This window comes from Hydrogenophaga sp. (assembly GCF_030651625.1).
Lineage (GTDB): Bacteria > Pseudomonadota > Gammaproteobacteria > Burkholderiales > Burkholderiaceae_C > Hydrogenophaga.
The window spans coordinates 1-17,516 of record NZ_JAUSCF010000026.1; the positions used below are offsets into that span (position 1 = coordinate 1).

Genomic DNA, 17,516 nt, shown 5'->3' on the forward strand with positions numbered 1-17,516 from the left:
AACCTCCATCGTGATCGAAAAAGACTCAGGAGGCGTCCATGCCATCCTCCGTGAATCTGCTCTTCTTCGTATCCGTCATTCTCCTGGTGGTTGACGGACTTCACTAACTTCAGACTGGTACGGCTGGCGGGGGGCAGGTCAAAAGAACAAAAGCTCTTTGTGGGTAGCTCGGGAAAGAGAATCAAATCAGTCATGACTGACATTGGACTTGAGTACGAACACATCTTCTGGATGAACACAGTTCCATTCAAGCCAATAGGCAACAAAAAATGGCCAATGGGAGTTGTCCGAAAGTGCTACCCCTTCCTTCTGGACCTTCTCGCGAACTGGCAGGGGAATGACGTGATCACCTTTGGTGTCCAGGCACTCGAATGGTTCGGTATGAGCTCGCCTGAAAACCGTCGATCCATCGCACTATTTCAGAAGCGGGCTGACAAGTTCACCTCTCAGCTCCAAGTCGTGCTCAGCATCAATGGAGTGGAGAGGAGCTTCATTCTGCACCCGGTGCCGCACCCCTCAGGATTGAACAGAGCCTGGTCGTCCCAGTTCGACCACTTGCTGAAGGCGCGCTTGCAGCGCACTCACGCCTGAACGGGTACTGAACAGCATCAAGAACGACTGGGCTGCGGCAGTTGAAAGCTGGTAGAGCCAGCGCACTCCTGGAGAGCGCCATAAATCGCCCAAGCCCTGTCCACCACAACTCGATCACTTGGCGACTCGCCCGTTAGCGAGCTTTGTCGCTTTGCCTCGCTGAATGAGAACGCGAGGAGGTCCACATTGACCTCCGGATTCGCTGCTCTTTTGCCGGTCAGTATGTACAGAACATCGGCGCCCAAACCATCCAGCGCAATCAAGACCTCTGCGCGCGGAAGATGCTTCCCCGCCTCATAGAGCGTTGCGCTTGTCCTTGAAATTCCAAGCTTCTCCGCGAGCTCGGTTTGTGTGAAGCCCATGCGAACACGCTCCTCTTGCAGTCGACTGCTGACCGTGCACTCAGTGCCAGCTGCCTTGGAAGCGGACGCCCTGTCAACGCACGATGCGAGCTCAATTTCATTTCGCATGGATACCCTACTGCAAAGTTAATTAAGCTAAATATACCGCACTTTCAAGGACAATAACATCCGAACATCTTGATTCCAGTTCGCATCAAGACTGCTTTGCGAGCTGAATTACGGACATGTCGCTCTTCTGAAGTCGGTTTTGAGCACGAAAGTGCCCAAATTAGCTGATACAAGCAGTTTTCTGCCTGTTGGCAAAAATGCTAAATAAAAATTGCATGTTTGAACAAATTAAGTAAGATTTGCATGTGCAAATCCATCCCAACACGCTCCAGCGGAAACGAGATGAGTTTTTTCTCAGGGGGATGAGCATCGCCGACTGGGCGCGAATGCACCAGTTTCGACAGGACTTGGTGTACGCCGTATTGAGCGGCCGTTCGAAGTGCACGCGCGGCGAGTCACACAGGATCGCCATAAAGCTGGGGCTCAAGCCTGAAACACCCAGCACCTCATCACATTTGAAGGAGGAGAACATCTAGCCCAAAAAGACAAACGCCACCCACCCTTTCGAGTGACTGGCGCTGCCGGTACCGTTGAGACGACACCTAGGTTTGGTCCCTTAGGCAAAGTATCTCTCCGGTCGGTGGCGACGTCAAGTCGCGCCTTGCTGCTTTTTTAAGTAGCTCGGCCCACCCTTTTCTGGAGAGAAACATGACACGAAAAGTCGTCACCCGCTCGCCCAAGCGCGAAGTGGGTGTTGTAAACGCCGCCTGGCTTCTGGATCACGAAGTCGAACACGAATCGCATCTAGAGAGGCGATTCATCATGGTGGCCCTCAGCTGCCCCCTGGTCGTTGACATCATCCACCAACCCCTTGTGGTCTGGCTGGGGCCTGACCAAACACACAGATACACACCCGATTTCTTGGTGACCTTTGCCTCGGGCGAACAAGTCGTGATCGAGGTCAAGCCGGATGTGTTCCTCAAGAAGCATCGGGCCCGCCTTGATGCGGCCAGAACCAGCCTTGCAGGCTTCGGCTACAGCTTCCTGATCGTCACCGACAAGCACATCGATGCAGATGGGCTTGGCGCGAGAGCAATGCTTCTGATGCGGTACGGCAGGCTTCTGATCGGCGAAGCAGAGCGCATCAAGTGCAAACAAATCCTTGAAGAGCGGTTTTCTGGTTCAGCCACCGTCAAAGACCTGATCGCACAGGGTATCCCCGAAGAAGTGATCTGGAACCTGGTCGCGACGCATGTGCTGCGGATACCAGCCGGACTGAGCATTTCGGACGCGGAAACCGTCTCCCTCAACCTTACCAAGGAGGAATCTCATGATTTCTTTTGCACGTGGCTTGGTCTTGCGTAAGGGCCTGAGGACGCTGGAGTTCGAAAGGGATCTGGGTGAAGGAAAGGTCCAGTTCAAGTACCTGGATACCTTCGAGGTCAACACCTTTCAAGTTTCCAAAATCTATAGGGAGATCCTCAGCAGAGATATCACCGTGGTCCAGGAGATCCACTCACCATCGCGACCACCGCTTGATGAACCTCTTGTCCTGAAGTTGCCCAGTGTGCTGAGCCCCCAACAGGAGGCACTGATAGCTTTCAGGATGGATTACATCAGGGCGGCGATGCGTGACGGCGCCTCCCCAGGTAGCGCCAGCCAGTTGAAAGAAGTGATCTCTCGGGTTGAGAACAAGAGCAATGGCCTGGATGACAAGGAGTGCAAGTTGTACAGCAACTTCAAGGTCCCATCGCCATGGACGCTGTTGAACTGGATCAAGCGATATCAGCTATCCGGAAGCAATGCATTCGTACTTTGCGACATGCGAGCGATCGCCCAAAAGCCAAAGCGAATCCACCACCTGGTGGAAGTAATCGTTGAGCAGATGATCGTCAAGCACTACCTGCAACTGCGTGGAAAGTCGATCAAGGCCACCCACGAAAAGGTATGCGAGGAGATCCGGTTGATCAACCGGCGGGACGGTCTTGAGCTCCCAGCACCGGGAGAAAAGACTGTGAGCCGACGTGTTCATGACATTCCGGAATACGTCCGATATACGAAGCGCTTAGGTCCAGAGCTTGCGAAACAGAAATTTCGCTACAGCATGAAGGGGGACCAGAGCACGCGAATCCTCGAACGCGTCGAGATCGACCACACGCTGCTGGACATCTGGGTGCTTGACCCCCGCACTGGTGTGCCCCTGGGCCGGCCTTGGATCACCGTGATCATGGACAGGCTCTCGGGGTATGCGCTCGGGGTCTACATATCCTTTTATGGCCCCTCAAGCGGGACGGTCTCGAAGGCCATCCGATGCTCCATTCTCCCGAAGAACGATCTGGTCGCAGAAATTCCAGAGATCGATGTCCATTGGAGCGCGATGGGCGTGCCAGAGACCTTCGTGGTCGACAACGGGTTGGAATTCCACGCCCGCGTGTTCCGCCGCATCGGCTGGCACCTTCGCGCCGACATCATCTACAACCCCGTTCGCCAGCCTTGGCTGAAGGCATCGATCGAGCGGGTGATGATGGAGTTCAACCGGATTCTGCCGAACGTCGGCAAGGTGTTTGCGCCGGTGAAAAACGCTGTGGTGCTGAGTCCTGCGAAATCAGCAGCCATCCTGTTTGACGATCTGTGCATCTGTCTGTTGATCTGGGCGGCCAAAGTACACCCCTATCACATCCATCCCAAAACACTGGTTCGCCCGGGAGACCTTTGGGAAGAAGGACGGCAGTCGGCTCCGCCCGCGATGCTGCCCACAGACCTATCCCAGCTCGAGCTTGCTGCCGGCATCGCAGATGAGCGAACGGTTGGGGGAGACGGGGTCTTTTTCAAGTACATGCGCTACAACTCCCTGGAGCTTCAGGACTACCGTAGGCAGTACGGAATCAAGTTCAGAACCGAGATTCGGTTCGACCCTGACAACCTGGGTTGCATGCATGTGAATCTGCCCAAAGCAGATAAGTGGATTCAAGTTCCCCTGCAGCGCCCGTGCTTTGACTACGGCAATGGCTTGTCCTTGCTCCAGCACGAACTGATCCGCAGCGAAGCCGGTAAACGCCTCACTCGCAACAACGCCGAAGAAGTCCTCTATATCGCCAAGCGCGAGCTCGACGACCGGTGGCACGAAGCGATCAATCGAGGACTGAAGGTCCGCAAAGACTCCGACCTCATTCGGGCACAGGGACTGACCTCAGCAAACCTCTTCAAGCCCAGTACCCCGCAAATATTTGTGCCACAGCCAGTGCCAGAGCCAAGCTTTGCCATGGTGGAGGCGTTACCCAAGGTGATGCCGTTTAAAGCCTACAACCTTTCGGACTACGAAGAATGAACAACGTCATCGAAAACGAAGCACCGCCGCTGCGCTCACCAGCGGCCTTACGCGCTGGAAATCAAGTCTTGAAGGTCGTTGTCGAACACACGGAATTCAGACGTGTGCTCGAAAGCTGTATCAGGCTGATCGACGACATGCGGCATATGAAAGTACCCAGTGGGATCCTCATTCAGGCGGAAGCCGGCATGGGCAAGAGCCTGTTGCTGCAGATGATCAAATCTCACCTGGCTCGAACGGCTGGCATGTCGCGAGCTGATTCGGTGCTGGAGATCAGGCTGGACAGTGCGGTCGATACGCACAAGCTCTCAGCTGCGGCCACGTTGGTGCTGGGCTACCCTGCACTTCCGAGTCGCCCGAACCTGGAAAACATGAATTTCATGGTGGACCGGGGAATGGAGCGCATACGACCGCTGGCCTTGCTGCTCGATGAGATGCAACACATTTGTGAGGGCAACCGAGACATCACAGCGCGCGCTGTGACGGATTGGCTCAAGGTTCGCATGGATCGGTTCAGCTTTCCGATCATTGGCGCGGGCACGCTGGCGCTGGACCGGCTGAACACCATCAACCCCCAATTCGTGAGCAGGGCCAGCGCCTCGTTTGTGCTCAAACCGTTCGAATTTGGAGACGCATGGCGTCAGCTGCTCGGGGGTTTTGATCAACAGGTGACGGAGGTCAGTCTTCACATCATCAACGGGGCACTAGCCAAACCGATTCACACAGCAACCAAGGGGAACCTACGCTCGCTGAAGAAGCTACTGATGTACGCCTGCATGCAAGCAGCAGAGCGCGGAGCTACCTTGGTCTCACGGGACGACTTCATCGAGGCATTCCAGGAGGCCAATGGAACGACACCCGACAGGGTGAACCCGTTTGTTCAACCTGTTGGAGCGCGGCAGTCATCATGAGCACCTACACACAGTCCGTACCTATTGAGCCACGCCTGTGGGTCGCTCCCAAGCCTTACATGGACGAAAGTCCTGCATCCTGGGTTCAGAGGGTCAGCGGGGAGCATCAGTACTCATTGCCGCAGCTGAGCGAGATAACAGGCATCAGGCCGGTCAGAAGCGATTGGGATGCACATGTTCCCAACGATCAATGGTCCCGGCTGCTACGCATCTCCTCCCAGGCAGAGCATGCCTGCGGGGAGGGTCGGTTCGCCATGAACACCATCCGAGCCAGGCCTGCCAACCTACGACATCTCATGTATTCCGCCTACAGACCGAAGTACCGATGGTGTAGTGCCTGCTTTTCCTACGACGAAATCCCTTACCTGCGGTGGGAGTGGCGCCTGCTGGGTGTGACCCACTGCCGAGTACACGGCCATAGGCTCAAGGAATTCTGCCGATGGTGCAACCACCCTTTAACGGTACACCGAGCGCTGCTCGTCTCAAGCGGTGCGAGCATGGGCAACGCGCGATTGTCAGATTGTGGTACCTGCGGCATGCCGCTCGTTGACGAGGAAGATGAGGTCGAGACAAAGGCGGAAAGGGAAGCTCGCGAAGACGCAGCGCTGGCCATTGTGGTCAAACAACTTGTAGATCGCATGCGGCATGCGTACTGGCATGACGATGACCAAATGAAGTTCGAGTTTCCTGAGATCGAAAAGGACAAAGAACGCCGAAAACCTGTCTGGATTGATCTCCGCATCAACCGGTTGCCAACGTTCACCAGAGAACTACTGCCCGACAGCAAGTGGTTGAGCAAATGCGAAGTAGGAGGCAATGGCACGGACAAGCAAGCGCGATGGACTGACGGCTTGCGACCTACAGATCGTGCGAGATTGGCGCAGGCGCTGCTTCTCATCCGCAAGGAAAAAAAGGCTATGCGTGCGGAGGACTTGCAAGCGGAAGACCGCCATAACGGATGTGGAGAGCGGTGATGACGTTAGGTGGCACGGGTTGGGGAGCTGGCGTGGCGCCACCCCATTCAGTACCTGGTCAACCGGTGATGGGTTCAGCGCATTTCGCGGGACCGCAGGAATACGTCTTCCCAGTCCAAGACACCGTGCGGCCAGGAGAATCTGGCCAAGGGTACGCGCTACGCTTGTCAGCTGAGAACCACCTCAACGGGCTTCCTCAGCTGAAAATCTGGCTCGGAAAAAGCCGGTTCGCTACGCTGGACGCAGTGGACAGCCCTTTGCTGCATCGCTGGTTTGGTGCCGATCAGAGCTCGCTCGACCATGCTCTTGGCTGGATCCATACTGGGCGGAATAGCGAGGGGTATGTCTATGCTGGACATTCCCTGGGGCGCAGCTATTTTCTGAATCGCAGCTATCCAAGGGTATGCATCCGATGTCTGCAAACTGAGGCCCACTGCAAGGCGGCCTGGGATCTTTCGTTGGCAGTTGTCTGCTCGGAGCATCGTGAGGTTCTCACCGATTTGTGCCTCCACTGCAACCGTCCCATCTCGTGGCACCGCCCAACACCCAGCACATGCAGCTGCCATCGTGATCTATCGCTCAGCGAAGGGACCGCGGCGAGTCCACTTGAGCTTCAATTCTCCGCATGGATGAATCACCAGATCGAGCGGATCACCCTGGTGCATGGTGGGATCGAATGGATGGCGCCCGAAACCAATGAAGCGCCGAGGGAAGTCACACCACTCATGAGACTTGTCTGGCCCCTCAGTTTGAATGGGGGATTGTGTGTGACCTATGCACTTGCAACTGCAGCTGGGTATGACGATACGAGCAACGCCGATGAACCCAGAGCTCGAACATCTTTGAAAAAGGCTCAGAAGATTTTGAGGATCGCGGATCATTTCGCGCACAAGATCCAGCGACAGCACGAGATGCACTTGCGAGTGCGGCGCCCTAGCGTGGTGGTACAGCTTCTCGCGGACTGCATGACCAGCAGAGCGCCAACAGCCGATCGAAACCTTGCCCAGTCTTTGCTCAGAAACATACTTCAGATCAAGAGCAAAGCCAGATGGTCGGGGGCCAACCCGCAGTTGTCGCAAATGCCGTTGTTTTAGATTTTAAGAAGACTATGAAATCTATGATGGTATTTCGCCAACCGGAAAGAAACCGCCTTGATCGTCATCTCGCAAGCTGATGTATTCCAGGCGCCACTGATCCACGCGGCGCAGATTAGCCAGCGTCAGGTGCGTGTCTGCCACGGCTTCGCAAGCGTCGAGCGCGATCTCCGTGGCAACGTCGGGCTTGCCGTAGGTCTTCTCGAACAGCTCGCGCAGCTGCCCGGCGACCCGCTCAGCCGACAGCCTCGCGTTGGTGCCGCCCTCGGTTGCGTCGTACACAACGGACATTGACAGGGCGTATGGCTCCCCCTCGACGGCTTCTGCACCCCTCTGCTCACCCAAATCGAAGAACAGCCCGACCAGGTACTTCGCGTCGGGCTCCAGAATCTTGGCGATCAGCTGCTCGACGGTGCGCTTGCCAGAGAGCTTGCGCAGACGCTCCTCGAAAGCATTGGGGAAGGCCGGTCGGCCGTATCGCGCGGCAAGCCACTGCTTCAGGGCACGCTTCGCGTCAACCGGCAGCGCGAGGCTGTTGTCTTTGACTGCGCGCTCGGCGAAGTCACCTTTCGGTACGCTGCGGCGATCCCCATGCCGGAGCTCAAGAATCAACGGCGCAGCGTCGGCGCCCTCGTAGGCGAGGTGGAGTCGTCGCGGGTTCTTGGCGTAGGAGAGCTGCGGGTCAGGCTTGGGGTCCTTGACAACCAACTCGGCGACGATGACCTCGACGCAGTGCTCGCTTACATGCGGCAAGTCGCAGTCATGGGTGATGACGATTGCGCGGTGTCCTTGGTCGGTCGCGCCGACCAAACCCAATGCAGCAGCGGCCTCGTAAGTTAGAAGATCACCCTGTCGCCAGTCCGTATCGCGCGCCAGCATCCATCGCCCCCCGACCTATCGCTCGGGGGACCCGGGAATGGACAGCTCGGTACGCCAATCTTCCGAGGGCTTCGCTTTCGACTTCGCCAAGCCTGATCGGTCGTAAGCCGCATCCATCGCCTGGGCTTCGGCGATCAGCGACTGGATGTGCGACGGCAAGAGCTGACCGGCAGCAGCGAGGTCCATCAAGGACCGGCCCTCAAATGCCTTCATCTTCAGCATGGAAGACGCACGAGTGATGCCAGCGTCTCGGAAAGCGTCGGCTGCATGGCTCAGGGCGCGAATCCGCTCGAACTTGTCGGGCTCGGGCGTCGCTTCTCCGCCGATCCACTTGTAGATTGCCTGTCTGGAGACGCCGAACACCGTGGCCAGATCCGCGATGGCCGGATTCAACACCTGGCGGATGGTGCCGAGGTGGTCAGATGCTGATCTAAGATCAGGGCGTTGCTCCTGGCTGTCATCAGCCATCCCGACGTCGACGTGGAAGGGAACTCGCGCCTCCAACATCCTGCGCCAGTCCCCTGCGCGAGAGATGTCGAAGACGCTGCCCGTGCCACCGACCGCAAGGGCCGAACCAAGCAACGCAAAGGCTGCGGTGGCGGCAGCGCCAATCGGCGCGGCGAACGGCATCGGTCGGGGGGTAGGTAGGGTCGCGGTGTACATTGCGTCTGTTTAGGCTGGTTCAGGCCCACGCGTCGCGCGCGTGACCCGTCGTCGTCGCTTCGAAGACAGACTTGATGGTCGCATGCAGCGAGAGCACCTGATTACCCAGGTTGTCCATATCGATAGGCATGCGGCCTTCGACAAAGTGGTCTGTATCGATGACCGCATGCGCCCGAGGCTCCTTCACCTCGAATTTCGGATTGATCATTAAGCCGTTGGGCTGCATGTCTGGCGGGAACCCCAAAGGCGCGGTCATCCTATGCACCCGTGTCACGAGCGTCCCGGTCTGCACCAGTGGGCCGGTGTCCGTCCCAAAGACCGATTCCGTCAGCCTGTACCGCTGCGTGGCATTGAACTCAATGCCGTGCAATCCACCGACGAGGTACTGCTCCACGCTCTCACCGGCGCGAGGCAACACGGCATCCAGATAGCGAAGGCCCAACCGACTGACGTGATCGAGGGTTGCCACCTCGTGCACGGCCGCCAAGCCGCGCAGCAGCTCCGGGATGAACTCGTTGTGCGTGTCGTAGTGGGTCGTGTGGTACGTGATAGCCGACGGCGCCAGGATGAACCCGGCCGTACGGTCGCCGCGCGTGATGAGCCAGGAGACCGTATGCGTAATCTGTGGCTCTGCTTGCTGCGCCTGGCCAGGAGCCGGCACAACTAGGTGCGTGACCTGTTGCGGCTCGAACAACGGATATCCCTCGCGGCGCAGACGATCCTGGATCTGATCCACGTACTTGGACATCGCGGCGACAGGATTGAAGTGCGCCTGCGCGAGCGCGTAGTACACCGGTGCGTTCGACATCCTCTCGCTCACTGGTAGGCTCCGATCTTTTCTTGGTTGACAGTTCAGTTGTCAGTTTACACCTTGGTTGACGCCAAGACCAGAAAGTTCATGGCCTCGCCCGCGCGCTACCGACCCACCCCTGCCTCGACTACTCGGCACGCTTGTCATCATCATTATGAGCCGTAGTGCACCGCATTTTGCGATTGCTTGACGTTCGTTTTGGATATGCGTATGCTTCCGCAAAAGCTACGGAAACCGACACACGAACATGTCCAGCGACCGACTCCCGGAGATGACTCAAGCGCAACGCGACCGGCTCGCGTTCGTTGAGCTGCGCCTGCGGTTCGTTGGCGAGATCCGCCGCCAGGACCTGGTCGCCCGATTCGACATCCAGGCGGCAGCCGCCACGCGCGACATCGCGCAGTACAAGGATCTGGCGCCGCGCAACCTCGAGTACGACACCAAGGGCAAGGTCTACGTCCGGGCCTCCTGGTTCCGGCCGCTGTTCGACTTCCCCGCCGAGCGCGTCCTGACCTGGCTGTCGGAGGGTTACGGCGACGGCGAGCCGATCCGCTGGAAGGGCGTCGTCCCGCAAGAAGGCACCGCCCTGCCGGGCCAGCTCGACCTGGAGATGCTTTCCGTCCTGACGCGGGCCATCCATCGCAACGCCGCTGTCGAGGTCTCGTACCGCGCGCTGTCGAGCGGGCTGACCACCCGGGAGATCGGGCCCTTCGCGCTCGCCGACGACGGCCAACGTTGGCACGTGCGCGCTTTCGACCGCCGCAGCGGCGAGTTCCGCGACTTCGTCTTGGCGCGCCTGGCCGACGCCAAGATGCTGCCCGGCCCGATCAACGAGCACGAGCTGCCTGCACAGGACATCCAGTGGAACCGGGTCACGGAGCTCGAACTGGTGCCGCACCCGGCCAACGTTCAGCACCCCGACACCATCGAAGCCGAGTACGGCATGGAGAACGGTGTCCTCAAGGTCCGGGCCCGCGCCGCGATGGCGGGCTACCTGCTGCGCCGCTGGAACGTCGACTGCACCGAGGACCACAGCCTCAAGGGCGGCGAGTTCCACCTCTGGCTTCGCAATCGCCAGGCCTTGTACGGCGTGACGAACCTGATCCTGGCGCCGGGCTACGACGGCCTCGGCGACGAGTGATGACGAACATGGTCTTCATCGCCCTCAACCCCCACGCCCGAAAGGAGCCCCACCATGGCTAAGACCCCTGCCAACCACGGCAAGCAATGGACGTCCGCCGACGTCACGCAGCTCAAGCAGCTCGCGAAGGAGAACACGCCCACGCGCGTCATCGGCCTGAAGATGGGCCGGACCGAGGACTCCGTGCGTGCCAAGGCCGGCGAGAACAGCGTCTCCCTCAAGCCCACCAACCAGTCGCCGTACAACCGGCGCAAGCCCTGATCCATCGGGACCGGAACGACAAGGGGCGCACCGTGCTGAAGCTTGAACAGATCCAGAAGAACGCAGCCATCTCGGGCCTGGAGCCCGGGCAGGTGGTGCGCATCGTCACCACCGAACTGGTCGGTGACAACGCCCTGACCGTCTACTACAAGACCGCAGACGGCAAGCTGCTGGAGCGGATGCTGTTCCGCACCGACGAGGCCAAGCTGTCGCTGGCTGAGTCAGGGCGCCCCTGGGCCTTCGATGCGCCGGGCGAGGAGTTCAAGCTCGCGGCCGAGGCCTACCGGATCAACCTGGCCCACCTCTTCGATCCGATGATGGCGGTGCACACGTCGAACGTGGAGCCGCTGCCGCACCAGATCACGGCCGTCTACGAGTCGATGCTGCCGCGCCAGCCGCTGCGCTACGTGCTGGCAGACGACCCCGGCGCCGGCAAGACCATCATGGCCGGCCTGTTCATCCGTGAACTGCTGATGCGCGCCGATGCCAAGCGCGTGCTGATCGTCGCCCCCGGCAGCCTGGTCGAGCAGTGGCAGGACGAAATGTTCGAGAAGTTCGGCCTGACGTTCTCGCTGTTCTCGCGCGAGCAGGTCGAGCAGTCCCGCAGCGGCAATCCATTCGACGACATCGACCTGATGGTCGCCCGCGTCGACCAACTTTCCCGAGCCGAAGACCTGCAGGAAAAGCTGCGCCTATCTCACTGGGATCTGGTGGTCGTCGACGAAGCGCACAAGCTGTCGGCCAGCTACTTCGGCAACAAGATCACCAAGACCAAGCGCTTCCAGCTGGGCGAGTTGCTGGGCTCGATCACGCGGCACTTCCTGCTGATGACGGCCACGCCGCACAACGGCAAGGAAGAAGACTTCCAGCTCTTCATGTCGCTGCTGGACGCCGACCGCTTCTACGGCAAGTTCCGCGACGGCGCGCACAAGGTGGACGTCTCCGATCTCATGCGCCGCATGGTCAAAGAGGACTTGCTCAAGTTCGACGGCACACCGTTGTTCCCGGAGCGTCGGGCCTATACCTGCAACTACGCGCTATCCGATCTCGAAGCCGCGCTCTACGCCGCCGTGACGGACTACGTAAAGACCGAGTTCGCCCGGGCGGATCAACTGGCGGACGGCGGCCGCAAGGGTACCGTTGGCTTCGCCCTGACTTCGCTGCAGCGGCGGCTGGCCTCCAGCCCTGAAGCCATCTACCAGTCGCTCAAGCGCCGCAGCAACAAGCTCAAGCGCCGGGTCGAGGAAGAGAAGCTGGGCCAGCGCGGCAGGTCGCTGGCCGAGACGCTCGTCGGCACGGGTACCAACGGTGTGCCCGATGACATTTGGGAGTCGGCCGATGCCCTATCGCCTGACGACTACGAGAACTTCGAAGAAGCGGTCGTCGACCAGGCCACGGCCGCCCAGACCATCCAGGAGCTCGAGGCCGAAATCATCATCCTCGAAGACCTGGAAGAACAAGCCCGCAAGGTCGTGCACTCCGGCCAAGACCGCAAGTGGGACGAGCTGTCCCGCCTGCTGCAAGACACGCCCGAGATGCACGACTCCGTGGGTCGCCAGCGCAAGCTGATCATCTTCACCGAGCACCGCGACACGCTGAACTACCTGGCCACCAAGATCCGCGGTCTGATCGGCAGCGAGGAAGCCGTGGTCATGATCCACGGCGGCGTGAAGCGGGAAGAGCGTCGCAAGGTGCAGGAGCTGTTCCGCAACGATCCGACGGCGCGCATTCTTGTCGCCACCGACGCAGCGGGTGAAGGCGTGAACCTGCAGAACGCCAACCTGATGGTCAATTACGACCTGCCCTGGAACCCCAACCGCCTGGAACAGCGCTTCGGCCGCATCCACCGCATCGGCCAGACCGAGATCTGCCACCTGTGGAACATGGTCGCATCCGAGACGCGCGAGGGCGACGTCTTCCAGCGGCTATTCGAAAAGCTGGAGATCCAGCGTGAGGCGCTGGGCGGCCGTGTCTTCGACGTCCTCGGCGAGGTGTTCGAAGATCGCAGCCTCAAAGACCTGCTGATCGAAGCCATCCGCTACGGTGCCGACCCCGAAGTCCGCGCCCGCCTGCTGCGCAAGGTCGAAGGCGCGCTGGACACCCGCCACCTCGAAGACATCATCAAGCGCAACGCCTTGTGCGAAGAGGTGATGGACGAGAAGCGCCTCTTCGCCGTCAAGGAGGAGATGGAGAAGGCCGAGGCACGCAAGCTGCAGCCTTTCTTCATTCGCTCGTTCTTCACCCAGGCCTTCCAGCAGCTGGGGGGCGAGCTTCGCCCGCGTGAACCGGGCCGCTATGAGATCACCAACGTCCCGGCCATCATCCGCGAGCGTGACCGCCAGATCACCGGGCGCGACCGACGCAATGCTGACCCCGTGCTGCGCCGCTACGAGCGCGTCTGCTTCGAGAAGCAATACGTCCGCGTGCTGGACCGCGTGGGCGCGCCGATGGCCAGCCTGCTTCACCCCGCCCATCCGCTGATGCAGTCGGTGACCGACCTGATGCTCGAAGCCCACCGCAACAAGCTCAAGCAAGGCGCCGTGCTGGTGGACCCGGCCGACATGGGCCTGACCCCGAAGGTGATGTTCATCATCGACCACTCGGTCAAGGAAGGCGCCGACCCGACGCACGTGGTGTCACGCCGCATGCAGTTTGTCGAGATCGACCCCAAGGGCAACGCAATCAACGCCGGCTGGGCCCCTCACTTGGACCTAGAACCACTGGCTCCGACCGACATGGCGCTGATCGAGGATGTGCTGGCCGCGCCCTGGATCGCCAAGGATCTGGAGCAGACGGCACTGGCTCATGCGTCCACCCACCTCGTGCCCGAGCACTTCGACGAGGTCCGTGCCCGCCGCGAGAAGACCGTGGACAAGACGCTGGCCGCCGTGCACGAGCGCCTGGTCAAGGAAATCAGCTTCTGGTCCGACCGCTACATCAAACTGCAGGACGACATCGCCGCAGGCAAGGACGTGCGCCTGACACTAGAGAACGTCCGCCGCACCATCGACGACCTCACTGCCCGCCGCGAGTCGCGCGAGAAAGAGCTGCTGGCCATGCGCCACGTCATCTCCGCGACGCCGGTGATCCTGGGCGGCTCGTTGGTCATCCCCGCGGGCCTGCTGCTGCAACGCAAGGGCCAGCCCGGCTGGTCGGCCGACGCCGCCGCGCGGGCCCGCGTCGAGCAGATCGCCATGCGGGCCGTGATGAACGCCGAACGGGCGCTGGGGCACGACGTGATCGACGTGTCCGCCGAGAAGTGCGGCTGGGACGTCACCAGCCTGCCCAAGGCGCTGGACGGCAAGCTGCCGCCCTCGCGCCACATCGAGGTCAAGGGCCGTGCCAAGGGCCAGACCACGATCACCGTCACGCGCAACGAGATCCTCTACGGGCTCAACCAGACCGACAAGTTCATCCTGGCCGTCGTGATAGTTGACGGCGAACAGCATGAAGGGCCGCTCTATGTGCGGCAGCCCTTCACCCAGGAGCCCGACTGGGCGGTGACCAGCATCAACCTCGATCTCGATCAGTTGCTCGCCCGGGCGCAGCAGCCTGCATAAAGGAAAACAACACATGGCGACCATCAAGGCACCCAAGAAACTCATCGAGGTCGCGCTGCCGCTCGATGTGATCAACGAGGCCGCAGCTTACGAGAAGCTACCTGGGATCGGAGCGCACCCCAGAGGCCTGCATCAATGGTGGGCTCGGCGGCCGCTTACCGCCGCGCGGGCCATTATCTTCGCGCAGATGGTTAACGATCCTGGCTATGAGCGCCACCTTGGTCGAGGTGTTAACAAAGAGCAGGCGGCAATTGATCGGGACAAACTATTCAAGCTAATTGAAAAGCTCACGCAATGGGGAAATACGGACAACGAAGAGGTTCTTCGAGAGGCCCGTGAAGAGGTATGGAAGTCTTGGCGTGAGACTTGTCAACTAAATCGGAACCATCCTCGTGCCGCTGAGTTGTTCAATTCTGAGGTGCTGCCCGCATTTCATGATCCATTCGCCGGAGGGGGCGCTCTACCACTAGAAGCTCAGCGCCTCGGCCTCGAAAGCTTTGCTTCAGATCTCAATCCTGTGCCGGTACTTATAAATAAGGCGATGATTGAGATCCCACCCCGATTTCGGGGACGGAAGCCTGTAGGTCCGCTGCGTCCGAACCAGCGTCAGAAAAAGCTTCACGAGGATTGGAGTGGTAGCCGCGGTCTTGCAGAGGACTTGCGCCGCTATAGCACGTGGGTCGGTTCTGAAGCAGTTAAGCGACTGGGCCATCTATATCCAGATATCAAGATCTCAGGTGAGGCAATCCGCAGTCGCCCTGATCTTCAGAGATATGTGGATCGAAATCTGAAGGTAATAACCTGGATATGGGCCCGGACAGTCAAGAGTCCTAACCCTGCCTTCTCACATATCGACGTGCCACTCGTGTCGTCTTTCGTGTTGTCAACAAAGGAAGGCAAGAAGACGTGGGTCGAACCTATCATCGAGGGTGAGGACTACAAATTTGTAGTTCGCACCGGTGACATGCCCTCGAAGGCAGATGAGGGGACCAAGGCCGGCGGGCGGGGAACCTTTCGGTGCCTGCTTTCGAACGCGCCAATTGATGGAAAGTACATCAAGAACGAAGGTCAGGCCGGACGCATCGGCACGAAGCTGCTTGCCATCGTGGCAGAGGGTGATAGAGAAAGGGTCTACTTATCACCCACACCAGAGCACGAGGACATTGCGCGAACGGCCCAGCCGTCCTGGAAGCCTGATATCGAGTTCGCGAAGAATTCACGGCACATGACGCCGTGGGTCTACGGAATATCTCGATTCGGTGATCTTTTCACCACTCGTCAGCTCACTGCACTGTCGACATTTTCTGATTTGATTATCGAGGTCGCGCCAACCATCAAGGCGGATGCGATTTCCGCTGGAATGCGTGACGATAGTCAATCGTTTGAGGACGGGGGTGCTGGCGCTACAGCTTATGCAGAAGCACTTTGCCTGCTTCTCGGCTTCGGCATTAGCCGCCTTGCAGACTTCAACAACGCGCTTTGCCGCTGGAACCCAAGCAATCAGAAGATCATGAACCTATTTGGCCGGCAAGCCGTGCCAATGGTCTGGGATTTCGGAGAGGCGAACATTCTCGAGGAGGTTGTGGGAGGTTGGCCTAGCGTTTCTGGATGGCAGGCGAGTTGCGTTGAAACCCTAACGGGTTCAGTTCCAGGCCATGCCTCTCAATTTGACGCCGCCAATCAAAGCATCTCGGAAAACAAAGTAGTTTCAACCGATCCGCCATATTACGACAACGTCCCATATGCGGATCTTGCTGACTTCTTCTATGTTTGGCTGCGTCTTTCTCTCAAACCGATATTTCCCGGTTTGTTCGCTACATTGGCCGTTCCAAAGTCAGAGGAATTAGTCGCGGATTCATTCCGTCATGCGAACAAGGACGCGGCAGAGGGATTCTTCTTGCAGGGGATGACTCGGGCTATTCATCAGCTGGCAATTCACGCTCACCCCGCGTTCCCGGTCACGATCTATTACGCCTTTAAGCAATCTGAAACGAAAGACGACAGTACAGCATCGACGGGTTGGGAGACGTTCCTAGAGGCTGTGTTGAAAGCGGGATTCGCGATCTCTGGTACGTGGCCAATGCGGTCGGAGCAATCGACGCGTATGCGAGGCATGGATTCAAACGCACTTGCCTCAAGCATCGTCTTGGTTTGTCGAAAACGCGATGCCGATGCACCAACAGTAAGTCGGCGGGAATTCATACGGGAACTCAATTCTGTTTTGCCTGAGGCCTTGCTCGATATGACACATGGCGGCGTCAACAGTCCAGTGGATCCTGTTGACTTGAGCCAAGCCATCATTGGCCCGGGCATGGCAATTTTCAGCCAGTACAAGGCAGTACTTGAGGCTGATGGCAAGCCAATGACAGTGCGTACCGCGCTGCAGCTGATCAACCGGTTCCTGGCTGAGGACGATTTCGATCACGACACACAGTTCTGTTTGCACTGGTTCGAGGGTCAGGGTTGGGCTCAAGGAAAGTTCGGCGATGCCGACGTCCTTGCCCGAGCCAAGGGCACCAGCGTCGGAGGCCTGCAAGATTCCGGCGTCGTTGAGAGCGGTGGCGGCAGGCTGCGGTTGCTTCGCTGGTCGGAGCTTCCCAAGGACTGGGCACCTGAAGCTGATGTACGGACACCAGTGTGGGAGTCTCTTCATCAGCTTATCCGTAGCTTGAACGTAGACGGCGAGGCGTCCGCCGGCGCGCTTTTGGCTCGGATGCCGACCTATGCGGACTCGATGCGTGCTTTGGCTTATCGCTTGTACACGCTCTGCGAGCGCAAGGGATGGTCAGAAGACGCTCGCGCCTATAACGAACTCGTCACTGCCTGGAGCGGCATCGAACAAGCCGCTGGCGAAGCTGGCGTGATCGGCTCGCAGGCTCAACTTGACATCTGA

At 59.2% G+C, this 17,516-nt stretch carries 15 protein-coding genes and 2 pseudogenes; 13 read left to right on the forward strand and 4 right to left on the reverse strand.

Annotated features, from left to right (window positions below; all coding sequences use genetic code 11):
- The first annotated feature begins 90 nt into the window (after nucleotides 1–90).
- Nucleotides 91–591 carry a uracil-DNA glycosylase family protein gene (locus Q7V46_RS12685; protein ID WP_304913916.1) on the forward strand — a complete coding sequence of 167 codons (501 nt, stop codon included), beginning with the start codon at nucleotides 91–93 and terminating at the stop codon, nucleotides 589–591.
- Nucleotides 592–608: 17 nt separating this feature from the next.
- Here the strand turns inward: Q7V46_RS12685 and Q7V46_RS12690 are convergent, their stop codons facing one another.
- Entirely contained in the window at nucleotides 609–1,061 is a 453-nt protein-coding gene (locus Q7V46_RS12690) for a helix-turn-helix domain-containing protein (protein ID WP_304913917.1), read from the reverse strand.
- Nucleotides 1,062–1,306: 245 nt separating this feature from the next.
- Between Q7V46_RS12690 and Q7V46_RS12695 the strand changes: the two genes are divergently transcribed.
- The 8 genes and pseudogenes from Q7V46_RS12695 to Q7V46_RS12720 all read left to right on the forward strand — a co-directional run bounded on the left by Q7V46_RS12695 (nucleotide 1,307) and on the right by Q7V46_RS12720 (nucleotide 7,308).
- Nucleotides 1,307–1,537, forward strand: a complete 231-nt coding sequence (locus tag Q7V46_RS12695; RefSeq protein ID WP_304913918.1) for a DNA-binding protein — start codon at nucleotides 1,307–1,309, stop codon at nucleotides 1,535–1,537.
- A 172-nt stretch (nucleotides 1,538–1,709) separates the two neighbouring features.
- Nucleotides 1,710–2,366: a TnsA endonuclease N-terminal domain-containing protein gene (locus Q7V46_RS12700; RefSeq protein WP_304913919.1), complete on the forward strand. Its 657-nt coding sequence runs from the start codon at nucleotides 1,710–1,712 to the stop codon at nucleotides 2,364–2,366.
- On the forward strand, nucleotides 2,332–4,329 hold the full coding sequence (locus Q7V46_RS12705) for a Mu transposase C-terminal domain-containing protein (RefSeq protein ID WP_304913920.1): 1,998 nt from the start codon (nucleotides 2,332–2,334) through the stop codon (nucleotides 4,327–4,329). Before Q7V46_RS12700 ends, Q7V46_RS12705 begins: the two co-directional genes overlap by 35 nt.
- A gap of 68 nt (nucleotides 4,330–4,397) precedes the next feature.
- On the forward strand, nucleotides 4,398–5,240 hold the full coding sequence (locus Q7V46_RS12710) for a TniB family NTP-binding protein (RefSeq protein WP_304913921.1): 843 nt from the start codon (nucleotides 4,398–4,400) through the stop codon (nucleotides 5,238–5,240).
- Nucleotides 5,237–5,653: pseudogene (locus Q7V46_RS20015) on the forward strand (TniQ family protein); the annotation flags it as partial. The gene Q7V46_RS12710 and the pseudogene Q7V46_RS20015, both read left to right, overlap by 4 nt.
- Before the next feature lie 123 nt (nucleotides 5,654–5,776).
- Nucleotides 5,777–6,214 carry a hypothetical protein gene (locus Q7V46_RS12715; RefSeq protein WP_304913922.1) on the forward strand — a complete coding sequence of 146 codons (438 nt, stop codon included), beginning with the start codon at nucleotides 5,777–5,779 and terminating at the stop codon, nucleotides 6,212–6,214.
- Nucleotides 6,215–6,282: 68 nt separating this feature from the next.
- Nucleotides 6,283–6,696: pseudogene (locus tag Q7V46_RS20020) on the forward strand (TniQ family protein); the annotation flags it as partial.
- A gap of 147 nt (nucleotides 6,697–6,843) precedes the next feature.
- On the forward strand, nucleotides 6,844–7,308 hold the full coding sequence (locus Q7V46_RS12720) for a hypothetical protein (protein ID WP_304913923.1): 465 nt from the start codon (nucleotides 6,844–6,846) through the stop codon (nucleotides 7,306–7,308).
- A 21-nt stretch (nucleotides 7,309–7,329) separates the two neighbouring features.
- On the opposite strand, the gene Q7V46_RS12725 is transcribed toward Q7V46_RS12720, so the two are convergent.
- The 3 genes from Q7V46_RS12725 to Q7V46_RS12735 are packed head-to-tail and all read right to left on the reverse strand — an operon-like array spanning nucleotide 7,330 to nucleotide 9,658.
- Complete coding sequence (locus Q7V46_RS12725; RefSeq protein ID WP_304913924.1) at nucleotides 7,330–8,187, reverse strand: hypothetical protein; 858 nt, start codon at nucleotides 8,185–8,187, stop codon at nucleotides 7,330–7,332.
- Between the two features lie 15 nt (nucleotides 8,188–8,202).
- Entirely contained in the window at nucleotides 8,203–8,850 is a 648-nt protein-coding gene (locus tag Q7V46_RS12730; RefSeq protein ID WP_304913925.1) for a hypothetical protein, read from the reverse strand.
- A gap of 19 nt (nucleotides 8,851–8,869) precedes the next feature.
- Nucleotides 8,870–9,658 carry a TIGR04255 family protein gene (locus Q7V46_RS12735; RefSeq protein WP_304913926.1) on the reverse strand — a complete coding sequence of 263 codons (789 nt, stop codon included), beginning with the start codon at nucleotides 9,656–9,658 and terminating at the stop codon, nucleotides 8,870–8,872.
- 250 nt (nucleotides 9,659–9,908) lie between these two features.
- Between Q7V46_RS12735 and Q7V46_RS12740 the strand changes: the two genes are divergently transcribed.
- From Q7V46_RS12740 to Q7V46_RS12755, 4 genes are read left to right on the forward strand one after another with little or no spacing between them, the layout of a single operon-like run.
- Entirely contained in the window at nucleotides 9,909–10,802 is an 894-nt protein-coding gene (locus Q7V46_RS12740) for a WYL domain-containing protein (RefSeq protein ID WP_304913927.1), read from the forward strand.
- Nucleotides 10,803–10,856: 54 nt separating this feature from the next.
- Nucleotides 10,857–11,063, forward strand: a complete 207-nt coding sequence (locus Q7V46_RS12745) for a hypothetical protein (protein WP_304913928.1) — start codon at nucleotides 10,857–10,859, stop codon at nucleotides 11,061–11,063.
- A 32-nt stretch (nucleotides 11,064–11,095) separates the two neighbouring features.
- Entirely contained in the window at nucleotides 11,096–14,623 is a 3,528-nt protein-coding gene (locus tag Q7V46_RS12750) for a helicase-related protein (RefSeq protein ID WP_304913929.1), read from the forward strand.
- Between the two features lie 13 nt (nucleotides 14,624–14,636).
- Entirely contained in the window at nucleotides 14,637–17,516 is a 2,880-nt protein-coding gene (locus Q7V46_RS12755; RefSeq protein ID WP_304913930.1) for a DUF1156 domain-containing protein, read from the forward strand.

Excerpts from the sequence above, each read along its gene's own strand:
- Q7V46_RS12720 (WP_304913923.1), top strand. The coding sequence starts at position 6,844 with ATGAATCACCAGATCGAGCGGATCACCCTGGTGCATGGTGGGATCGAA.
- Q7V46_RS12690 (WP_304913917.1), bottom strand. The coding sequence starts at position 1,061 with ATGCGAAATGAAATTGAGCTCGCATCGTGCGTTGACAGGGCGTCCGCT.
- Q7V46_RS12700 (WP_304913919.1), top strand. The coding sequence starts at position 1,710 with ATGACACGAAAAGTCGTCACCCGCTCGCCCAAGCGCGAAGTGGGTGTT.
- Q7V46_RS12715 (WP_304913922.1), top strand. The coding sequence starts at position 5,777 with ATGCCGCTCGTTGACGAGGAAGATGAGGTCGAGACAAAGGCGGAAAGG.
- Q7V46_RS12705 (WP_304913920.1), top strand. The coding sequence starts at position 2,332 with ATGATTTCTTTTGCACGTGGCTTGGTCTTGCGTAAGGGCCTGAGGACG.
- Q7V46_RS12755 (WP_304913930.1), top strand. The coding sequence starts at position 14,637 with ATGGCGACCATCAAGGCACCCAAGAAACTCATCGAGGTCGCGCTGCCG.
- Q7V46_RS12740 (WP_304913927.1), top strand. The coding sequence starts at position 9,909 with ATGTCCAGCGACCGACTCCCGGAGATGACTCAAGCGCAACGCGACCGG.
- Q7V46_RS12735 (WP_304913926.1), bottom strand. The coding sequence starts at position 9,658 with ATGTCGAACGCACCGGTGTACTACGCGCTCGCGCAGGCGCACTTCAAT.
- Q7V46_RS12725 (WP_304913924.1), bottom strand. The coding sequence starts at position 8,187 with ATGCTGGCGCGCGATACGGACTGGCGACAGGGTGATCTTCTAACTTAC.
- Q7V46_RS12745 (WP_304913928.1), top strand. The coding sequence starts at position 10,857 with ATGGCTAAGACCCCTGCCAACCACGGCAAGCAATGGACGTCCGCCGAC.
- Q7V46_RS12730 (WP_304913925.1), bottom strand. The coding sequence starts at position 8,850 with ATGTACACCGCGACCCTACCTACCCCCCGACCGATGCCGTTCGCCGCG.